Raw genomic sequence first — 19636 nt, forward strand, 5'->3', positions numbered from 1 at the left:
GAATAAGTTCACCAACCACCTACCTATCTATTCCTTATTACTAGAAGACCAAGAACGAGTTGTTTTTATTGCTCTTTTCCAACCTTGAATTCGTTCCCAACGACTTGACATTCCTTTTGGTTCAAAAACTTGTTCTAGTTGCCATTTGTCTTGAATCTCTTCAAGACTTGTCCAATAATTGACTGCTAATCCTGCTAAATAAGCAGCTCCAGCTGCTGTAAGTTCAGATATTTTAGATTTTACAACTTTGACATTTAAAATTTCAGATTGAAATTGCATTAATAATTTATTTACTGTTGCTCCTCCATCTACACGAAGTTCTTTGATAGAAATTCCAGAATCTGCTTCCATAGCTTTAAGAACATCCATATTTTGAAAAGCAATACTTTCCAAAGCTGCTCGTACAAAATGAGCAGAAGAAGTTCCTCTTGTAATTCCAACAATAGTCCCTCTTGCTTGTTGATCCCAATAAGGAGCTCCTAACCCAGAAAAAGCTGGGACCATATACATTCCTTCTGTATTTTCTACAGAAGAAGCAAGTGTTTCCGCTTCACTAGAAGATAATAATAAACCTAATCCATCTCTAAGCCATTGAACAACAGCCCCTGCAATAAAAACACTTCCTTCTAAAGCATATTGAACTTGATCTTTTATTTTCCAAGCAATGGTAGTTATTAAATTATTGTTAGAAAAAACCGGGGTTTCTCCTACATTCATTAACATGAAACAACCCGTCCCATAAGTATTTTTTACCATTCCAATTTTCGTACACATTTGACCAAAAAGGGAAGCTTGTTGATCTCCTGCAATTCCAGATATAGGAATTTTATGAGAAAGAATATGACCTGTTGTATATCCAAAAATTTCACTAGAAGATTTAACTTCTGGAAGCATTGTTTTTGGAATATCAAATAAATCTATTAATTCTTGGTCCCAATTCAGTGTATGAATATTAAAAAGCATGGTACGAGATGCATTAGTTACATCTGTAACATGAATTTTTTTTCCGGTTAAATTCCAAATTAACCATGAATCTACAGTTCCAAAAGCTAATGTTCCAGAATGAGCTTTTTTTCTAGCACCTGGAACATTATCTAAAATCCATTTAATTTTAGTGGCAGAAAAATATGGATCTATAATAAGGCCTGTTTTCTTTCTAATCATTTCAGTCAATCCATCACATTTGATTTGATCACAATAATTTGATGTCCGTCTGTCTTGCCAAACAATAGCATTAAAAATAGGTTCTCCTGTTTTTTTATCCCATATAACAGTGGTTTCTCTTTGGTTAGTAATTCCTATTGAAACAATATTTTCTCCTTCTAAATTTGCCTTTAAAACGGCTTCCAAAGCAACTGAAGCTTGCGTAGACCATATTTCTTCTGCATTATGTTCTACCCATCCAGGATAAGGATAAATTTGTGTCAATTCTCTTTGAGCAACAGAAATAATGTTTCCAATTTTATCAAAAATAATAGCTCTAGAACTAGTCGTTCCCTGATCTAATGATAGCACATATTTTTTCATAAGCATATATGATAATGGTGTTCCAACTTTTCTCTAATCTTCTTCTACTTCTTATTCTTATACTTCTTTCTTCTACTCGACTCTACTTACTAACTATTCTACTATTGGATAATAATATTGCATAGCTAACTTTTTGAAAGAAGATACCTGTGATTTTTTCCATTCTTCATTTCGAGAAAGTTCTTGAGCCATTAATGCTGCTACTCTTGGGGCTATATCTATTGCTATTTTAGCATTTAAGAATAATAAACGAAATCTTCTTGCTAAAACGTCTTCAATTGTTCTAGCCATTTCATGACGTACCATCCATATAACTTCTGCTTTAGTACAATAATAAGAAGAAGTGTTTTGTGAAATTAATGAATCTCCTAGTAAAGGATTATCTTTTATTAGTTTTTTTATATGATATTCATCTTCTCCATATTTATTCCAATAAGAATTGGAATTTTTGCATTCATAAGAAACGGATCCATAAATTTTTAAATTTCTTGTTGAAGAAGGGACTTTATTTAAATTTCCTATTTCAATAGCTTTATTAACAGTTTCCTCTGCCATTTTTCTATATGTCGTCCATTTTCCACCTATAATTGTAACTAGTCCAGAAGGACTTATCATAAGTTTATGAGATCGAGAAATATCTTTAGGAGCCGAAGTAGGAGGATGAGTATGAGGAATAGGAGAAGATAAATGATGAGAAACAACAAGAGGCCGCAATCCTGAAAAAGCACTTAATATATCCGATTTTTTAGGAGAATGAACAAAATATTTTTTAAAAGTTTGTAAAATAAAATCTATTTCTTTCTCTAAAGGTTTAGGTTCAAGAAGACACTTATCTAAAAAAGTATCTGTGGTTCCTACTAAAACGTGATCATACCATGGGACACTAAACAAAATCCTTCCATCCGAAGTTTTTGGGATAACTATCGCATTAGAACTACTAAAAAAATATTTTCTTAATACAATATGTGTCCCTTGACTCGGTTTAATCAAAATAGGACATGTGCATTCATCCATTTTGGAAATGGAATCAGAAAATACTCCAGTAGCATTAATAACTGTTTTTGAATAAATAGAATATTTTTTTTTTGTTTCAATATCATAAGCTATAACTCCAGATATTTTATTTCCAACTTTTTTGATAAGATTTTTTACTTGAAAATAATTTAACAAAACTCCTCCTTTTTGAACACAAGTTTGGGCTAAATTAATAGCTAAACGAGCATCATCAAATTGACCGTCATAATATAAAATTCCTCCTTTTAATTTTTTATCAGGTTTAATTTCAGGAAAAATTTTTAATATTTCATTTCTGGATAAAAATTTTGATTTTCCAAAACTTAATGCCCCAGACAACCATTCGTAAAGTTTTAAACCACTCCAATACAAAAACCCCATTTTCCAACTAAAAATTGGAATAACAAATCGTTGTTTTTTAACTAAATGAGGAGCATTTTTCAACAAAAGGCCTCTTTCTTGTAATGCTTCATAAACTAATTTTATATTTCCTTGAGCTAAATACCGTATTCCTCCGTGAACCAATTTAGTACTTCTACTCGAAGTTCCCTTAGAAAAATCCGATTGTTCTAAAAGAAGAGTTTTATATCCCCTAGAAGCTGAATCCAAAGCAATTCCTAATCCTGTAGCTCCTCCTCCAATAATGATAACATCCCAAATTTTTATATCCTCTAAAATGTTCAAAAATCTATCTCTATTTAACAAAAAACTTTTCATCATGGTTGATTCATCATATAATAATTATTACAAACACGGAATAATGTTCATATTCTTTTTATCCTACAATTTTAGGATACAAAAATTATCAATATTAAATTGGACAAAATTAAAAATATTTTCAATAAAAGACAATTTCTATTACAAATAATTTAATTTTATCATTGATTTATTTTTTTATTTTTGATAATAAATTTTTTATTATTTGTTGTCCATAATGAGAATTAGAATTAATAGTTTTCATCATTCTACTTATGCTAGAAAATTGTTTTAAAAAAAGATCAATTTCTTTTAATGAAATTCCAGATCCTTTTGAAATTCTTTTTTTTCTTCTTACATTGTCAAGTTTTTTTGGATTATTTCTTTCATTAGGAGTCATAGATAGAATAATGGATTCTATTTTTTTGAAAGAATTTTTTTTATTTTTATCAAAAAAATTTTCTATTCCAGGAATCATGGAGACAATATTCCCTATGTTTCCTATTTTTTTTATTTGTTGAATTTGTTCTAATAAATCATTAAAATTAAAACGATTTTTTGAAATTTTATGAAAAATTTTTTGAGTTTTTTCCTCATCAAATTGTTCTTGAACTTTTTCTACAAAAGAGACTATATCTCCCATTCCTAAAATTCTATTAGCTATTCTATCTGGATAAAAAATTTCTAGATCTTCTATCTTTTCTCCATTGCTAATAAATTTAATAGGTTTTTCAACAATACTAGACATAGTAATAGCGGCACCACCTCTGCTATCTCCATCTAATTTGGTCAGAACTATTCCATCAAAATTCAAAATTTTAGAAAAAATTTGAACAGTATTGATAGCATCTTGTCCCGTCATTCCATCTACAACAAACAAAGTTTCATTTGGTTGACATGATTGATAAATTTTTTGAATTTCATCCATCATTGTTTTATCAATAGCCAATCTTCCAGCAGTATCAATGATAATCACATCGTGTTCTTTTTTCTTAGCATAAGAAATAGATTTTTGAACAATTTCTATTACATTTTTACTTTCTTTTTTAAAGAAAAGAGAAAGATTCATTTGATCTGCAATAATTTTCAATTGATCTATAGCTGCAGGACGATAAACATCTGCAGCTACTAATAAGGGGGATTTTGATTGATTTTTTTTTTTCAAAAAAAAAGCTAACTTGGAAGAAAAAGAAGTTTTTCCACTTCCTTGTAATCCACAGATTAAAATAATGGAAGGTTTTTTTTTGGAGATATTTATTTCTACACTTGTTCCCCCCATAAGAGAAACAAGTTCATCGTAGACTATTTTAATGATTAATTGTTTTGGATTTAAAGAAGTAAGAACTTTTTTACCTAGAGATTTTTCTTTGACTTTTTGAATAAACGTTCTGGCAATTTTATAATTCACATCTGCATCTATAAGAGCTATACGGATTTCTTTTAGTGTGTTTGCAACATTGATTTCAGTAATTCTATTATTTCCCTTCAAAAGATGAAGAGCTTTATCCAGTTTTTTTTGTAATTGTTCAAACATAATTAATTGTTGATTGTTGAATTAATAATTGTTTTTTATTTTATTCTTTTTCTTTTATTTTTTTTTTATTATTACATACGATCCAGCATTTTTATGCCTAATAACCTCATTCCAGATTTTAAAATATTTCCTGTAATATGAACAATATTCATTCTAATATTACTCTGAATAATATCTAGAGGATTTATTATTTTTTTATTTTGATAAAGATGATTAAATATCTGAGAAACTTCATAAATATAATTAGCAATCAAAGAAGGATTCAACTTTTCTGCTGATTTTTTTAATATGAATGGATACTTTTGAAGAATTTTAATCATATTTCTTTCATATGTATCAAATTTAGCATTATCCCAATATTCATGAGTTAATGAACATAAATCAAAAAATTTTCGTTCTAAAGAACGAATTCTAGAATAAGTATATTGAATATATGGGCCTGTATTTCCTTTAAAATCTATAGATTTTTCAGGATAAAAAAGAATTCTTTTTTTTGGATCGACTTTAAGAAAATGATATTTTATAGCTCCTATTCCTATTATTTTAGAATATTCTTCTTGTTCTTCTTTTGAAAAATCTTTTAATAAATTTTTTTTAGCAATGGAATACATTTCTAATATTAGACTATCCGCATCTATAATGTTTCCTTCTCTAGATTTCATTTTACCACTTGGTAAATCAACCATTCCGTAAGAAAGATGAGATAATTTATTGGCCCATACATATCCCAAACGGGATAATATCCTAAAAAGGACTTGAAAATGATAATCTTGTTCTTTTCCTACAATATAAATTAACTTATCTATCTTATATTTTCTAAACCGTTCTACAGCAGTTCCTATATCTTGAGTTATATATACAGAAGTTTGATCCGATCGTAAAAGAAGTTTTTGATCAAAACCTTCTTTTATCAAATCTATCCAAATTGATCCATCTTTTTTTTGGAAAAAAATTCTTTTTTTCAGACCTTCTTTTAGAATATTTTTTCCAACCTCATAAACATTACTTTCATATTCTACTTTATCAAAAGTTATTCCTAGTTTTTCATAAGTTTCTTTAAACCCCTTATAAACCCATTTATTCATCTTTTTCCAAAGAACTATAGTTTTTTGATCTCCAGATTCCCATTTTTTTAATAAATTTCTAGACTTTTGTAGAATTGAAACCTGATTCTTATTCTGTTGATCTTTGGAATTATTTCTGATTTCTTCACGATAAACTTTATCAAATAAACAATAATATTTTCCTACAAAATGGTCTCCTTTCATTCCTATACTATCTGGAGTTTCTCCTTTCCCAAACTCTTTCCAAGCTATCATCGATTTGCATATATGTATTCCTCTGTCATTAATTATCTGAATTTTTATTATTTTATGTCCAACCATTTTTAATATTTCTGATATAGAGGAACCAATAAGACTATTTCTAATATGACCTAAGTGAAGAGGTTTATTGGCATTAGGAGAAGAGTATTCAACCATTATATTTTTGGATGAAAATTTGAATTTTAAATCATATAAGTAATTGTTACTTAACATTTTTTTTAAAAGATGAAGATAATAATTATCCTCAAAAATAAAATTTAAAAAACCTCCAATAATAGAAAAGGAGATCAATCCCATTAATTGATTATGGACATAATTCCCAATATGTTTTCCAATTTTTTCTACAGGTTCTTTTAATTTTTTAGATAAAGGAAATAAAATTAAAGTAATATCTCCTAGATATTCTTTTTTGGTATATTGAAAGTCTAATTTCGGACAAGGATTTAATCCATATAAAATAGATATGGATTGTTTTGTCACTTCCTCTATAGATTTAAAATCATTAGTAGTATTATTATTACTCATTATACTCATCCATATAAAACTAAATTCTTAAATCTAAGAATAACATTTTAATTTAATTAATTATATTCTTTTCTGCAGAAGAATTCTAGTAGAATTTTTCTGAAAATAAAGTAGTCTAGAGAGAAGAGAGACTCCTTAACTTTAAGGATAAAAAAAACTATTAGATACTCTATTTAATTTTATAATATCTATTATCCCCTATAAAATATCTCCTTAAGTCAAGTAAAGTAAGTCAGTAGTAGTTAATTTAATATAGGTTAAGTAGAAAATTTTTTTAATCTAAATCTCCATCCAAAAGGATCTTCCGATAAATTATGTTGTATGTCTAATAAATTTTTTTTTAATCGAAGAGAAATTCTTTTTTTCTCTGGAAGATCCGGTAGAGAAAAATCTGTTCCTTGATAACTAATTGTTTTAAAATAATTAACAACTACTGCTGTCCCACATCCAAAAGCTTCTTTTAAGACTCCATTTTTTAATCCATCTATAATTTCTGAAACTCTTAAATCTCTTTCTTGTACATCTATTCCTTCTTTTTTAGCTAAAGAAAGAATACTATTACAAGTGATTCCACTTAATATATTCTCGTTAGCTTGTGGAGTAATAAGTTTATTTTTTAACCAAAAAAAAACATTCATCGTTCCAGACTCTTCTATTAATGTATGAGTGGAAGAATCAGTCCATAAAACCTGATCAAACCCTTCTTCTTTTGCTAATTTCGTGGGATAAAAAGAAGATGCATAATTTCCAGAAGCTTTAGTAAAACCTACTCCTCCTGATGCAGAACGACTATATTTTTCTTCTATTTTTATTTTTAAAGAATCTTTATAATAATAAGAATCTGCAGGTGTAGAGATAATCATAAACAAATAATCATTAGATGGTTTAGCGGATAAAACCCCATCATCTATTGCAATTAAAAAAGGACGAATATATAAAGATTGTCCATAATTTTTAGGAATCCAATCTCTATCTATATCTATTAATTTTTTTAATCCATTCATAAAAATAGATTCTGGAATAGTAGGCATTTCCAAACGAATAGCAGATTTATTTATTCTTTTAAAATTTTCTTTTGGACGAAATAAAAAAACTTCTTCATTTTTATCTTTATAAGCTTTCATTCCTTCAAAAACAGCTTGTCCGTAATGAAAAACAAGAGAAATAGGAGAAATCCATATATTTCCAAATGGTTTAATCATGGAATTCTTCCATTCTCCATTTCTAAACTCGGAACAAAACATATGATCCGAAAAATGATTTCCGAAAGAAGAAATATGATTAAAATTTATTTTATCTATTCTTGAATGCAAAGTTTTTTCTATTTTCATACAACAACAATAAAAAAACTCAATTTTTGTTTGATACAAAGATAATAATAATTATTTTTTTTATCTACGACTATCTATTTATTATCATGCATCATTTGCAATACTTTTTCCACTACATTTTCAACAGAAGGTTTTGAAAAATAATCTCCATCAGATCCATAAGGAGGACGATGTTCTTTAGCTGTAATTGTAATAGGAGGATTATCTAAATAATAATATCCATTTTGTTCTTCCAATATTTTTTGTAGAAGATAAGCAGATGCACCTCCAGGCACATCTTCGTCGATAATTAATAATCGATTTGTTTTTTTTAAACTTTTTCCAACATCCTTTTGGATATCAAAAGGTAATAAAGATTGAATATCAATAACTTCAGGATATATGTTATGAATTTTAGACAATTCTTCTGCGGCTTCATTCACAATTCTCCATGTAGAACCATAAGTCACAATAGTAATATCTTTTCCTATTCTTGTTATTTCTACTACTCCTATTGGAGTTCTAAAATAACCCAAATTTTCTGGTAATTTTTCCTTTATTCTATAACCATTGAGGCATTCTATCACTAAAGCTGGATCATCTCCAGCTAACAAAGTATTATAAAATCCAGCCGCTTTTACCATATTCCTAGGAACAAGAACTAAAATTCCTCTTAAATAATTAATAATCCCACCCATAGGAGATCCAGAATGCCATATACCTTCTAAACGATGACCTCTCGTTCTAATAATAACAGGAGCCTTTTGACCTCCTCTGGTTCTATATTGCAAACAAGCAAGATCATCACTCATAATTTGCAAAGCATACAATAGATAATCTAAATATTGAATTTCAACTATAGGACGAAGTCCACGTATTGCAAGACCTATTCCTTGTCCAAGGATAGTTGATTCTCGTATTCCAGTATCAAAAATACGTGTTTTTCCATATTTTTTTTGAAGTCCTTCCAATCCTTGATTGACATCTCCTATTTTCCCAACATCTTCTCCAAAAATTAAAAGATCAGGATATAATTCTAATAATTTGTCAAAATTATCTTTTAAAACAATTCTACCGTCTACTTCAAAAATAGTATTTTTATTATATATCGGAAGAACTTCCGTTATTTTTACAGATGCTTTTTCAGATAAACTATACAAATGTGAAGAATAGTTCTCTTGTTCTTGATTGTATTTTTTTTTTACCCATTTTTTTAAAAAATCTTTTTGATAAGATTTTTCTTTAGAAAGAAAATATAAAGATTTTCGTACAACACAAAAAATGGATTTTTTTGTATATAAGTATTTATAAGCATGTAATTTTTTTATAAATTTTTGAATCCATTTTTTATTAGGAAATGTATCTTGCAATTTTTGTAGAAAAAAAACAGCTTCATTTTTTATTTTTTTAATAGGTTTTTGAAAAGCTTCCCAAGCTATTTTTTGTTCTTTTTTAACATATTCTTTGGCTTCTATATCTATTTTATTTAAAGAATAAACATTAGCAATATGACGAAATTCCCCTTTATTTGTTTTAAACCGAAAATTCAAAATCCAATCTCTAAATTTTTTGATTCCATCGTTTTTCATTTCCCATTCTAAACGTTCTTTTGATTTATATCTTTCATGAGATGAAGATGTAGAGTGTCCTTGAGGTTGAGTTAAATCAGTAACATGAATAATTACTGGAATATGTTCATAACGAGCTATTTTTTCTGCTTGAACATATGTTTTTGTCAGATCTATATAATTCCCCCCATTTACACGTATAATTTCTATCCCATTTTCTTTTGTTGTTCTCTGAAATCCAGAAAAAAGATCACTGAGATTTTTTTTTGAAAATTGGTACTTATTAGGAACTGAAATTCCATATTCATCATCCCAAATAGAAAGAATAATAGGAATTTGCAAAACTGATGCAGCATTCACAGTTTCCCAAAATAAACCTTCAGAAATACTTGCATTTCCAATAGTTCCAAATGCTACTTCATTTCCATTGTTAGAAAATATTTTATGTGTTTTTCTTAAACTTTTTAATTCTTTATAAATTTTAGAAGCTTGAGCAAGACCTAATAATCTTGGCATTTGAGCCGCTGTAGAAGAAATATCCGCAATAGAATTCTTTTGTTCTACAAGATTTTTCCAACTTCCATTATAATTCAATAAACGTGTACCAAAATGTGCCGTCATCATTCTTCCAGATGAGACAGGTTCCGCTTCTAAATCAGAATGTGCATATAACTGAGAAAAAAAACTTCTTACATTCAAAACTCCAATAGCCATCATAAAAGTTTGATCTCTATAATAACCAGATCGGAAATCTCCATTTTTAAAAACTTTTGCCATAGCTAATTGAGGGATTTCTTTTCCATCTCCAAATATTCCAAATTTTGCTCTGCCATTTAAGACCTCTTTACGCCCTAAAAGACTTGTTTCACGACTAATACGTGCTAATTTATAATCATTTAAAATCATCTCTTGAAACGAATCAAAAGATGAAATTTCATAATTAGAATTAATATTCTTACTACTGTTAGTAGTATGATTCTCTTTATTCATGATCAGGAATACAAAAATTTTTTTTTGTAAAATACAGGAATTTTCCTTACAATGTAAGGAAATGACATAAATAACAAATAATTTAGTTGTTGTTAATTAATTGAAAAAATATATTTATGATTTCTCATTTAACTGGAAAAATTACATGTGCCATTATAAAACCTGACGCCGTTAAAAAAGGATATATAGGAAATATCTTATTTCAAATTACAAATGCTGGATTTCATATTAGAGCGATTAAAATGATGGAACTTTCAAAAAAATCTGCTAAAAAATTTTATTCAGAACATAAAAAAAGTTCATTTTTTGAATCTTTGGTCAAATTTATATCTTCTGGTCCTATTGTATCAATTCTCTTAGAAAAAGAAAATGCCGTGAAGGATTTTAGAACTTTAATAGGAGATACAAATCCAATTTACGCAGCAGAAGGAACCATTCGAAAAAAATATGCAAGTTCTTTAGAAGAAAATGCTATTCATGGATCAGATAGTAATCAAAATGCTTTTAAAGAATGTCAGTTTTATTTTTCTAATAGAGAAATTTTTTTGACAGAATATTTTTATTAGGATTATGATTCAAAATTTGCAAATTTTGTAATTTGTTGTAAAATTTGAAAAAATGAAAAAAGTTTTTTTAATTACAATTTCTACTATTTTCATATTTTTATTTGGAATAGGAATATGGATAACTGGAATATACAATCAATTGGTTAAACTGAATGAAAATATAAAAACACAATGGGGACAAGTAGAAACTGTTTATCAACGTAGAGTAGATTTAATTCCAAATTTAGTTAATACAGTAAAAGGATCTGCTTCTTTTGAAAAGAAGACATTAAATCAAATAATAGAAGCAAGAGCAAAAGCAACTTCCATTAATATAAATTCAAATGATTTGAGTCAAGATAAAATAAGAAAATTTCAAAATGCACAAGAAGGATTAAACAATTCTGTTAGTAGATTATTATTAATTGTGGAAAACTATCCGGATATTAAATCTACACAAAATTTTTACGAATTACAAAATCAATTAGAAGGAACAGAAAATCGTATTAGTGTAGAAAGAAATCGTTTCAATGAAAAAGTAAATAATTTTAACACTTATAGAAATCAATTTCCTAAATTTATAATTGCAAATTCTTTTTCTCAATTTAAAGAAAAAGGATATTTTCAATCTCAAATTTTATCAAAAAAAGCTCCTATTATAGATTTTCATGATCATAATTAGAAAATCAATCAATTTAAAAACAGATAAATCATAAATAATAATAAATTTACTCATAATAATTGGTTATATTAGGGGTATATTTTTATAAAAAGTATGATTTTTCTATTTTGTTTGAAAAAAAAGTTCGTGATGAAAAACTACATAATAAAAACTTTCAATTTTTTATTCTTTTTATTTATTACAACTAATTTAGTGCAAGGGAAATTTTACATCCCTGATCCTCCCCAAAAAAGAATATATCCTATTCAAGATTATGCAGGTGTATTGTCTAGAAGACATATAGTGACCTTAAACAAAAAACTTATTTCATATTCTAAAATGACATCTACAGAAATTTTAGTTTCTATAGTTCAAGATATTCATGGGGAAGATCCAAATATTTTGGCTTCTAAATGGGGAGAACAATGGCGTATTGGAAAAAAATATAATAACAATGGAATTATTATATTATTATCCATCAAAGATAAAAAAATATCTATCCAGAATGGATATGGAATAGAACCCTATTTGACTGATTTGTCTACTAGACATATTATACAAAAAATAAAACCTATGTTAAAAAACAATCTTTATTATAAAGCTATAGATTTTAGTACTAAAGAAATTTTTCAAAAATTGAAAAAAAAATATAAAAACAACAAAAAAAAACAAAATAATAATTATTTATGGATTTTTTTTATTCCTATAAGTCTTTTTTTTATTACATTTTTCCTTTCTCAAAAAAATGAGATAGAATTTTCTTCATTATTCATGAATACATTTTTTTTAACTGATTTTTTATTCAGAAATCAATTCCACCAACATGATCATGATGAAAATGAAGATAATTTTGATGGATTTGGTGGAGGAGGATCATTTGGAGGTGGTGGATCTAGTGATAACTGGTAAAATTTTATTTTCTATTGATTTGATTTATTCTTAAACTTAAAATGTTCTTTAAGAATAGCTATTTTTTTTAATGTATCATTTTCTTTCTTTTTTTCTTTTAAAAGAATTTGTTTTGGAACAGATGTTACATATTTTTCATTAGATAAATTTTTACGTATCATTGATAATAAATTGGAAAAATATTGAATTTTCTTTTCAATTTGAATCAAATCTATTTGATTAGATTGATCATTAAAATTATCCTTATTTTCTAATTCTAAAAAATATCTTTCTTCCCCTAAAAGGAAGGAAAAAAATTGTATTTTTTCAGGTTTTTTTAAAACAGGAATAATTTTAGATAAGTTTGCTAACTTTAAAATGATTGAATCACATTTTTTTTTATTTTTGCTGTTTCTTATTGAGAATAACACAAGTTTTTTTTTATAAGGAATCTTTCTTATATTTCTGATATGACGGATTTGAGACACAATTTGTGTAGCTTTTTCAAAAGAAACTAATATATCATGATTATAGGATTTTTTTTCAGGCCAAGGAGAAATAATTAATGCTTCTTTTAAAGTTCTTTTTTTAAGAAGATTCCAAATTTTTTCTGAAATAAAAGGCATATAAGGATGCAATAATTTTAACACATTTTCAAAACATTTAACAGTATTTAAATACACGATTTTGGATATTCTATTATCAGAAGGTTTAATAATTTCAAGAAAATAAGAACAAAAATCATTCCAAATAAATTTATATAAAATCATTAACGATTCATCCAATTTATATTCTTGAAAATATTTTTCTAAAATTTCTAAAACATAATAAAAACGATTTTCAAACCATGTGAAAGCAATCTTAGATGATACAGAAATATTTTTTTTATTTTTTGATCCTATTTTCCAACTTTGAATTAAACGAAAAGCATTCCATATTTTGTTAGAAAAATTTCTTCCTTGTAAACATATTTTTTCTTCAAAATGAAAATCTTTTCCTGCACTAGTTCTAAACATAATTCCCATACGCACAGCATCTGCTCCATATTTTTCAATCAAATTCATAGGATTGGGAGAATTGTTTAATGATTTAGATATTTTTCTATTTTTAGAATCTCTCACTATTCCAGTAAAATAAACATTTTTAAATGGTCTTTTTTTTTGAAAAAAAAATCCTGCCATAATCATACGTGATACCCAAAAAAATAAAATATCCGAACCTGTAATTAAATCCTCAGTAGGATAATAATAAGAGATTTCATGATTATTAGGATGATGAATTCCGTCAAATACAGATATAGGCAAAATCCAAGAAGAAAACCAAGTATCTAAAACATCTGTTTCCATCCAAATTTGATCATATCTCAATTTTTGATTTTTGCTTTTATTTCTGGCTTTTTTTAATGCTTTTTCCAAATTTTCTGCTACAACAAAATCATCATTATGTTTTCCATAATAATAAACAGGAATACGATGTCCCCACCATAATTGTCTAGATATATTCCAGTCACGAATTTGATCCATCCATTGAAAATAAATCTTTTCAAATTTATTTGGATGAAATTTAATTTCCCCATTTTTGACTGCTTGTATAGCGGGAATAGATATTTTTTTCATTTTTAAAAACCATTGAAGAGATAATTTTTGTTCTACTATAGATTGAGTTCTTTCTGAAAAACCTATTTTATGATTATAATTTTCTTCTATATTAACTATAGTTTTCAACTGACATAATTCTTTAATGATTTTATTTCTAACTTCAAAACGATCTATTCCTTTGTAATGAAGTCCTTTTTCATTGAGAGTCGCATCTTCATTAAAAATATCTATAATCTCTAAGTGGTATTTATCCGCAATATTTTTATCATTGATATCATGGGCTGGAGTTATTTTTAAACATCCCGTTCCAAAATTTGGATCTACGGATAAATCTTGAATAATAGGAATTTCTCTGTTTATTATTGGAACTATAACCTTTTTTTTTCTTAAATGAAAATAACGGATATCATTTGGATGAAAACAAACAGCAGTATCTCCAAATATTGTTTCAGGACGAGTTGTAGCAACAGTTACATAATTTTTTTCTCCTTTTATTGGATATTTTATATAATAAAGTTTTCCTATTTGTTCTTTATAGATCACTTCTTCATCAGAAAGAGTAGTTCTGGCTTCCGGATCCCAATTAACTATATGATAACCTCTATATATATATCCTTTTTCATATAAATCTATAAAAATTTTTGTAATAGATTGAGATAAATTTTTATTCATAGTAAATTGAGTTCTATTCCAATCACAAGAACATCCTAATTTTCTTAATTGATTAAAAATAATATTTTGATGTTTTTTAGACCATTCTAAAACATGAGACAAAAATTTATCTCTTCCTATAAGAATTTTAGATAAACCTTTTTTTTTTAATAAGTTAACAACTTTTGCTTCTGTAGCAATAGAAGCATGATCCGTTCCAGGAATCCAACAGGAATTGTACCCTTTCATTCTAGCATATCTAACCAATATATCTTGTATAGTGTTATTCAAAATATGTCCTATATGAAGTATTCCAGTAATATTGGGTGGAGGCATCAAAATTGTATACGGGGGCCTATTGTCTGGATAAGAAGCAAAATGATTCCCCTTCATCCAATGATGGTATATTTTTTCTTCTACAGACTTAGGATCATATTTAATAGAAATATCCATAAATTGCTTTTTTTTTAAAAAAAATTGAAATATTAATAATGACAATTATTCTAATTGCCTCTGTTTCTAAAAATGGATTTATAGGAAAAAACAATAAACTAATGTGGCATTTACCTAATGATTTAAAACGTTTTAAAAAACTCACTCTTGGAGAAGTCGTTCTTATGGGACGAAAAACTTTTGAATCCATTGGAAAAATTCTTCCAAAAAGAAAAAATATTATTTTAACAAAAAAAAACATCCATTTTTTATCCAATCATAATATAATAAAAAATAACAGGAATAGTGTTAAAATCTTTTCTTCTTTAAAAGAAATATATCATTATTTAACTTATTATAAAAAAATATTCGTTATAGGAGGAGAGAAAATCTATAATTCGACAATAAAAAAAGCAAATATTATAGAATTAACTATTGTTCATGAGAAATTTTATGGAGATGCAAGATTCCCAAAAATAGATTTAAAAAAGTGGAAAAAAATATATGAATTTTCTTATGAAAAAGACAAACATCATTTGTATGACTATAGTTTTATCAGATATGAAAGAAAAAATACTTCATTCTCTTCTATCTAATTCTTTCTTAATACGTGCTGCAAGTTCATAACATTCATTCACTACTGCATGATTTAATAAAGCATTAAGATCTTTTTCAGTCATTTTTTCTAAATCTTGTTGAGTTTTTTCTTGAAAGAAAATAGGAATAGTATTTTCATCAACACCTCCTTCATAATTCTCACTATCTTCTTTATCTTTATCAATAGGAAATCCATTTTCAAAATAGATACCCGCTTTATCAAAGATTTCTTTTGTAGTATAAATAGGAGCTTGAAATCTAACAGCTAAAGCTACTGCATCTGATGTTTTTGAATCAATTTTATGTTCTTTTTTATTTTTTTCATTATCTTTATTATTATCTCTATCTTCTCCTTCAAATAAAATATAAGAAAAAAATATTCCATTTACTAATTTATAAATTACAACTGCTTTTAACTTAATATGAAATATTTTTGCAAAAGTAAGAAATAAATCATGAGTAAAAGATCTGGAAGGATCCCTTTTCCCCAAAGCAGAAGCAATGGATTGAGCTTGTAAACTTTCTATAATAATGGGAAGTTTTATTTTTCCAGACTCCTCTTCTTCCAGTAATAAAACATATATCCCAGATTGTATTTGACTTAAGGAGATTCCACGTATAACTAATCTGATAAGTTGTTCCATAGAAAAAAATATATAAAAAAATATTGATTAAAGTAAAGATACTAAATTTGAAAGTAATTTTTTGTTTTTTTATTCTAATTTTAATTCACGAATTAATAAATAATACTAAAGAAGAAAATAGAAAAAAAATATAAATTTTTTTTTCAAAAAATTGTCGTTATATGGAATATTTTTTTTTATATATTTATAATGTAAAGTGAGTGAAAATGAGAATGAAAATAAATATCCCTCTATTTTTATTTATTTACTTTATTCCGAGTGTAACTTAAAATTAATTATTATTATGAATACTAATAAATTTCTAATTCCAACAATTTTTTCTTTAACGTTCGTATTTTTTCTTCTATCCTGTAATGATGAAGAAATATCTTCTTCTACTTCTACTACTACTATTCCTGATACTCCTAATTCCAACATTCTTTCTAAGGAAAATCTAGATTCTCAATTTCCAAATTCTTATCCTTTTCCTCTTCCTCCTCATTATCCTATTACAGAAAATTTTAATTACTACAATCCTAATCAGGAAGAAAAAAAAGATCCTATTCTAACGACTAAAGATATTTCAGAGATTGATCCTGAAGTTTTATCTAAAAAAATAAAAGAAACAGGAGAGAAAATAGAAAAATTAGAAAAAGAGAGCGAATATCATCATAATGAATATTATGATATGGTAAAAGTTCAAAAAAAAATCTTGAGTAAGATAAAAAAAAATAAAATGCTGATGAGATCTTCTCCTGTTGGTTCAAAAGAAAAATTGGAAGCTAAGAAAGAATTTGAAAATCATAAAAAATTGGGAAAAGAAAGATTAAAAAAACTTAGAGAAAAAAATAATTTTTTGAATCAAATTATCAATACTATATCAAATACAAAAAACGAACAATTAAATCTTAAAAAAATACAAGAAAAATTATTGCAAAATCAAAAAAAAACAAAAAATACTACTGATATAGATAAAAATCCTTCTTCTTCTACTACGGAAGAAAAAACAACCATCACACAACAACAATAACAACAGAAGAAAAAGAAAAAAACAAACGATAAACAATAAATAATTGTTTGAATTTCGATACGGAAAGGAAAATTTCATTCCCTTTCCGTTATTGATTTTATTGTTTTTTATGTTTGTTTATAAAATATAAATTTTTATGAAAAAGATGACCTTTCGGGAAGTAATCGCTGAAGCGATGAGCGAAGAGATGAGAAGAGATAATTCTGTATATCTCATGGGAGAAGAAGTGGCTCAATATAATGGGGCTTATAAAGCCTCTAAAGGAATGCTAGATGAATTTGGACCAAAAAGAGTGATTGACACTCCTATATCAGAATTAGGATTCTCTGGAATAGGAGTAGGTTCTGCCATGAATGGATGTAGACCTATTATTGAATTTATGACGTTTAATTTTTCTTTGGTAGCAATGGATCAGATTATTAATAACGCGGCGAAAATACGTTATATGAGTGGAGGACAATGGAATATTCCTATTGTTTTTAGAGGACCAACTGGTTTTGCTGGTCAATTAGGGGCGACACATTCTCAATCTTTTGAAAGTTGGTATGCAAGTTGTCCCGGATTAAAAGTCGTCATTCCATGTAATCCATATGACGCAAAAGGACTTTTAAAATCTGCAATAAGAGATAATAATCCCGTAATTTTTATGGAATCTGAACAAATGTATGGAGATAAAATGATGATTCCAGAAGAAGAATATATTCTTCCTATTGGAAAATCAGATATAAAAAAAGAAGGAACTGATATAAGTTTAGTTTCTTTTGGGAAAATAATGAAAATGGCTTTAAATATAGCAAAAAAACTAGATAAAGAAAATATCAGTGTAGAAGTAATAGATATTCAAACTATTCGTCCATTAGATTACGAATCTATCCTTTTTTCTGTGAAAAAGACTAATCGTTTAGTGATTTTAGAAGAATCATGGCCATTTTCTTCAATAGCATCTGAAGTTACGTATGTAATACAAAAAAAAGCATTTGATTATTTAGATGCTCCCATTAATAGAATCACGATTCTTGATACTCCTGCTCCTTACGCTCCCAATTTAATTCAAGCTTGGTTTCCCAATGAAGAAAAAATAATAAAATCTATCAAAGAAACTCTTTATTATACATAATTTTTATGGTTATGTCTTATTATTAATTAATAAATAGCTTGAACTATTTTATAAATATTTTCTGGTTTATCCATTGTATAATAATGAATCACTTCTATTCCAGAATTTTTTAACTCTTTAGATTGATGTATAGCCCATTCTATTCCAATAGAAGAAACTATTTTTTTATCTTGAGCTTTTTCAATTTCTTTTACCAACTCATTGGGAATATTTAAATAAAAACGAGAAGGAAGACTATTCAACTGTTTTTTAGAAGAAATAGGTTTAATTCCAGGAATTATAGGAACAGATATTCCTTCTGATCTACATTTTTTAACAAAAGAAAAAAATTTTTTATTATCGAAAAACATTTGAGTGACAATATAATTAGCACCTGCTTCTATTTTTTTTTTCAAAAAAAATAGATCACTTTCAATATTTGGAGCTTCCAAATGTTTTTCAGGATATCCAGCGACTCCAATACAAAAATCAAATAATGTCGTATTTTTTCGTTCGAAAGTTTTATCAAGATACTTTCCTCTATTCAAATTTTTAACTTGTTTTACCAGTTCTACTGCATATTGATGTCCATCTTTTTTAGCAAAAAAACTTTTTTCAGATTTTAGAGGGTCTCCTCTAAGAACCAGCACATTATCTATTCCTAAAAAATTTAGATCTATTAAAGCGTTTTCCGTCATTTGTCTATTAAAACCACCACAAATAAGATGTGGAACCGCATCTATTCCGTATTTATTCATAATTGCAGAACAAATTCCTACAGTTCCTGGACGTTTTGAAATAGTTCTTTTTTGTAAAAGTCCATTTTCTTTTTCTACATAAATAAATTCTTCACGATGATATGTCACATCAATGAAAGGAGGATTGAATTCCATTAAAGGATCCAAAGTATAAAAAATATCTTTAATATCATGTCCTCTTAAAGGAGGTAAAATTTCAAAAGAAAACAAACTTTTTTTAGCTTTAGCTATATGATCAATTACTTTCATCTCAAAAACTACTTTAGTT

15 protein-coding genes are annotated in these 19636 nt (G+C 26.8%); 6 read left to right on the top strand and 9 right to left on the bottom strand.

The window, feature by feature from the left end; translation table 11 throughout:
- Window positions 1-27: 27 nt before the first annotated feature.
- The 6 genes from glpK to H0H53_RS00920 all read right to left on the bottom strand — a co-directional run bounded on the left by glpK (window position 28) and on the right by H0H53_RS00920 (window position 10489).
- Entirely contained in the window at window positions 28-1533 is a 1506-nt protein-coding gene (gene glpK, locus H0H53_RS00895; RefSeq protein ID WP_185870655.1) for a glycerol kinase GlpK, read from the bottom strand.
- Window positions 1534-1620: 87 nt separating this feature from the next.
- Entirely contained in the window at window positions 1621-3261 is a 1641-nt protein-coding gene (locus tag H0H53_RS00900) for a glycerol-3-phosphate dehydrogenase/oxidase (protein ID WP_185870656.1), read from the bottom strand.
- Between the two features lie 166 nt (window positions 3262-3427).
- Window positions 3428-4771 carry a signal recognition particle protein gene (ffh, locus tag H0H53_RS00905; protein ID WP_185870657.1) on the bottom strand — a complete coding sequence of 448 codons (1344 nt, stop codon included), beginning with the start codon at window positions 4769-4771 and terminating at the stop codon, window positions 3428-3430.
- Between the two features lie 71 nt (window positions 4772-4842).
- Window positions 4843-6630, bottom strand: a complete 1788-nt coding sequence (argS, locus tag H0H53_RS00910; protein ID WP_238784279.1) for an arginine--tRNA ligase — start codon at window positions 6628-6630, stop codon at window positions 4843-4845.
- A gap of 248 nt (window positions 6631-6878) precedes the next feature.
- Complete coding sequence (locus H0H53_RS00915) at window positions 6879-7952, bottom strand: branched-chain amino acid aminotransferase (protein ID WP_185870658.1); 1074 nt, start codon at window positions 7950-7952, stop codon at window positions 6879-6881.
- 74 nt (window positions 7953-8026) lie between these two features.
- Entirely contained in the window at window positions 8027-10489 is a 2463-nt protein-coding gene (locus tag H0H53_RS00920) for an alpha-ketoacid dehydrogenase subunit alpha/beta (RefSeq protein ID WP_185870659.1), read from the bottom strand.
- A 116-nt stretch (window positions 10490-10605) separates the two neighbouring features.
- Here H0H53_RS00920 and ndk point away from each other — a divergent pair, with 116 nt between their 5' ends.
- From ndk to H0H53_RS00935, 3 genes are all read left to right on the top strand, one after another.
- Window positions 10606-11055 carry a nucleoside-diphosphate kinase gene (gene ndk, locus H0H53_RS00925; RefSeq protein ID WP_185870660.1) on the top strand — a complete coding sequence of 150 codons (450 nt, stop codon included), beginning with the start codon at window positions 10606-10608 and terminating at the stop codon, window positions 11053-11055.
- 52 nt (window positions 11056-11107) lie between these two features.
- Window positions 11108-11716, top strand: a complete 609-nt coding sequence (locus H0H53_RS00930) for a LemA family protein (RefSeq protein ID WP_185870661.1) — start codon at window positions 11108-11110, stop codon at window positions 11714-11716.
- A 129-nt stretch (window positions 11717-11845) separates the two neighbouring features.
- Complete coding sequence (locus H0H53_RS00935; RefSeq protein ID WP_185870662.1) at window positions 11846-12604, top strand: TPM domain-containing protein; 759 nt, start codon at window positions 11846-11848, stop codon at window positions 12602-12604.
- A gap of 11 nt (window positions 12605-12615) precedes the next feature.
- Here the strand turns inward: H0H53_RS00935 and H0H53_RS00940 are convergent, their stop codons facing one another.
- Window positions 12616-15285 carry a valine--tRNA ligase gene (locus tag H0H53_RS00940; RefSeq protein ID WP_185870663.1) on the bottom strand — a complete coding sequence of 890 codons (2670 nt, stop codon included), beginning with the start codon at window positions 15283-15285 and terminating at the stop codon, window positions 12616-12618.
- Between the two features lie 38 nt (window positions 15286-15323).
- Between H0H53_RS00940 and H0H53_RS00945 the strand changes: the two genes are divergently transcribed.
- A complete protein-coding gene (locus H0H53_RS00945) occupies window positions 15324-15860 on the top strand; it encodes a dihydrofolate reductase (protein WP_185870664.1) in 537 nt (178 codons plus the stop codon).
- Here the strand turns inward: H0H53_RS00945 and H0H53_RS00950 are convergent.
- A complete protein-coding gene (locus tag H0H53_RS00950; protein WP_185870665.1) occupies window positions 15843-16505 on the bottom strand; it encodes a bifunctional nuclease family protein in 663 nt (220 codons plus the stop codon). The two genes, H0H53_RS00945 and H0H53_RS00950, sit on opposite strands and share 18 nt — an antisense overlap.
- 283 nt (window positions 16506-16788) lie before the next feature.
- Here H0H53_RS00950 and H0H53_RS00955 point away from each other — a divergent pair, with 283 nt between their 5' ends.
- Both H0H53_RS00955 and H0H53_RS00960 read left to right on the top strand, forming a co-directional pair.
- Window positions 16789-17514: a hypothetical protein gene (locus H0H53_RS00955; protein ID WP_185870666.1), complete on the top strand. Its 726-nt coding sequence runs from the start codon at window positions 16789-16791 to the stop codon at window positions 17512-17514.
- A gap of 136 nt (window positions 17515-17650) precedes the next feature.
- Window positions 17651-18631 (top strand): pyruvate dehydrogenase complex E1 component subunit beta, encoded by a 981-nt coding sequence (locus tag H0H53_RS00960; protein WP_185870667.1) that lies wholly within the window; start codon window positions 17651-17653, stop codon window positions 18629-18631.
- A 26-nt stretch (window positions 18632-18657) separates the two neighbouring features.
- On the opposite strand, the gene metF is transcribed toward H0H53_RS00960, so the two are convergent.
- On the bottom strand, window positions 18658-19617 hold the full coding sequence (gene metF, locus H0H53_RS00965; protein ID WP_185870668.1) for a methylenetetrahydrofolate reductase [NAD(P)H]: 960 nt from the start codon (window positions 19615-19617) through the stop codon (window positions 18658-18660).
- Window positions 19618-19636: the final 19 nt, after the last annotated feature.

Source organism: Blattabacterium cuenoti (genome assembly GCF_014251955.1).
Taxonomy (GTDB): domain Bacteria; phylum Bacteroidota; class Bacteroidia; order Flavobacteriales; family Blattabacteriaceae; genus Blattabacterium; species Blattabacterium cuenoti_L.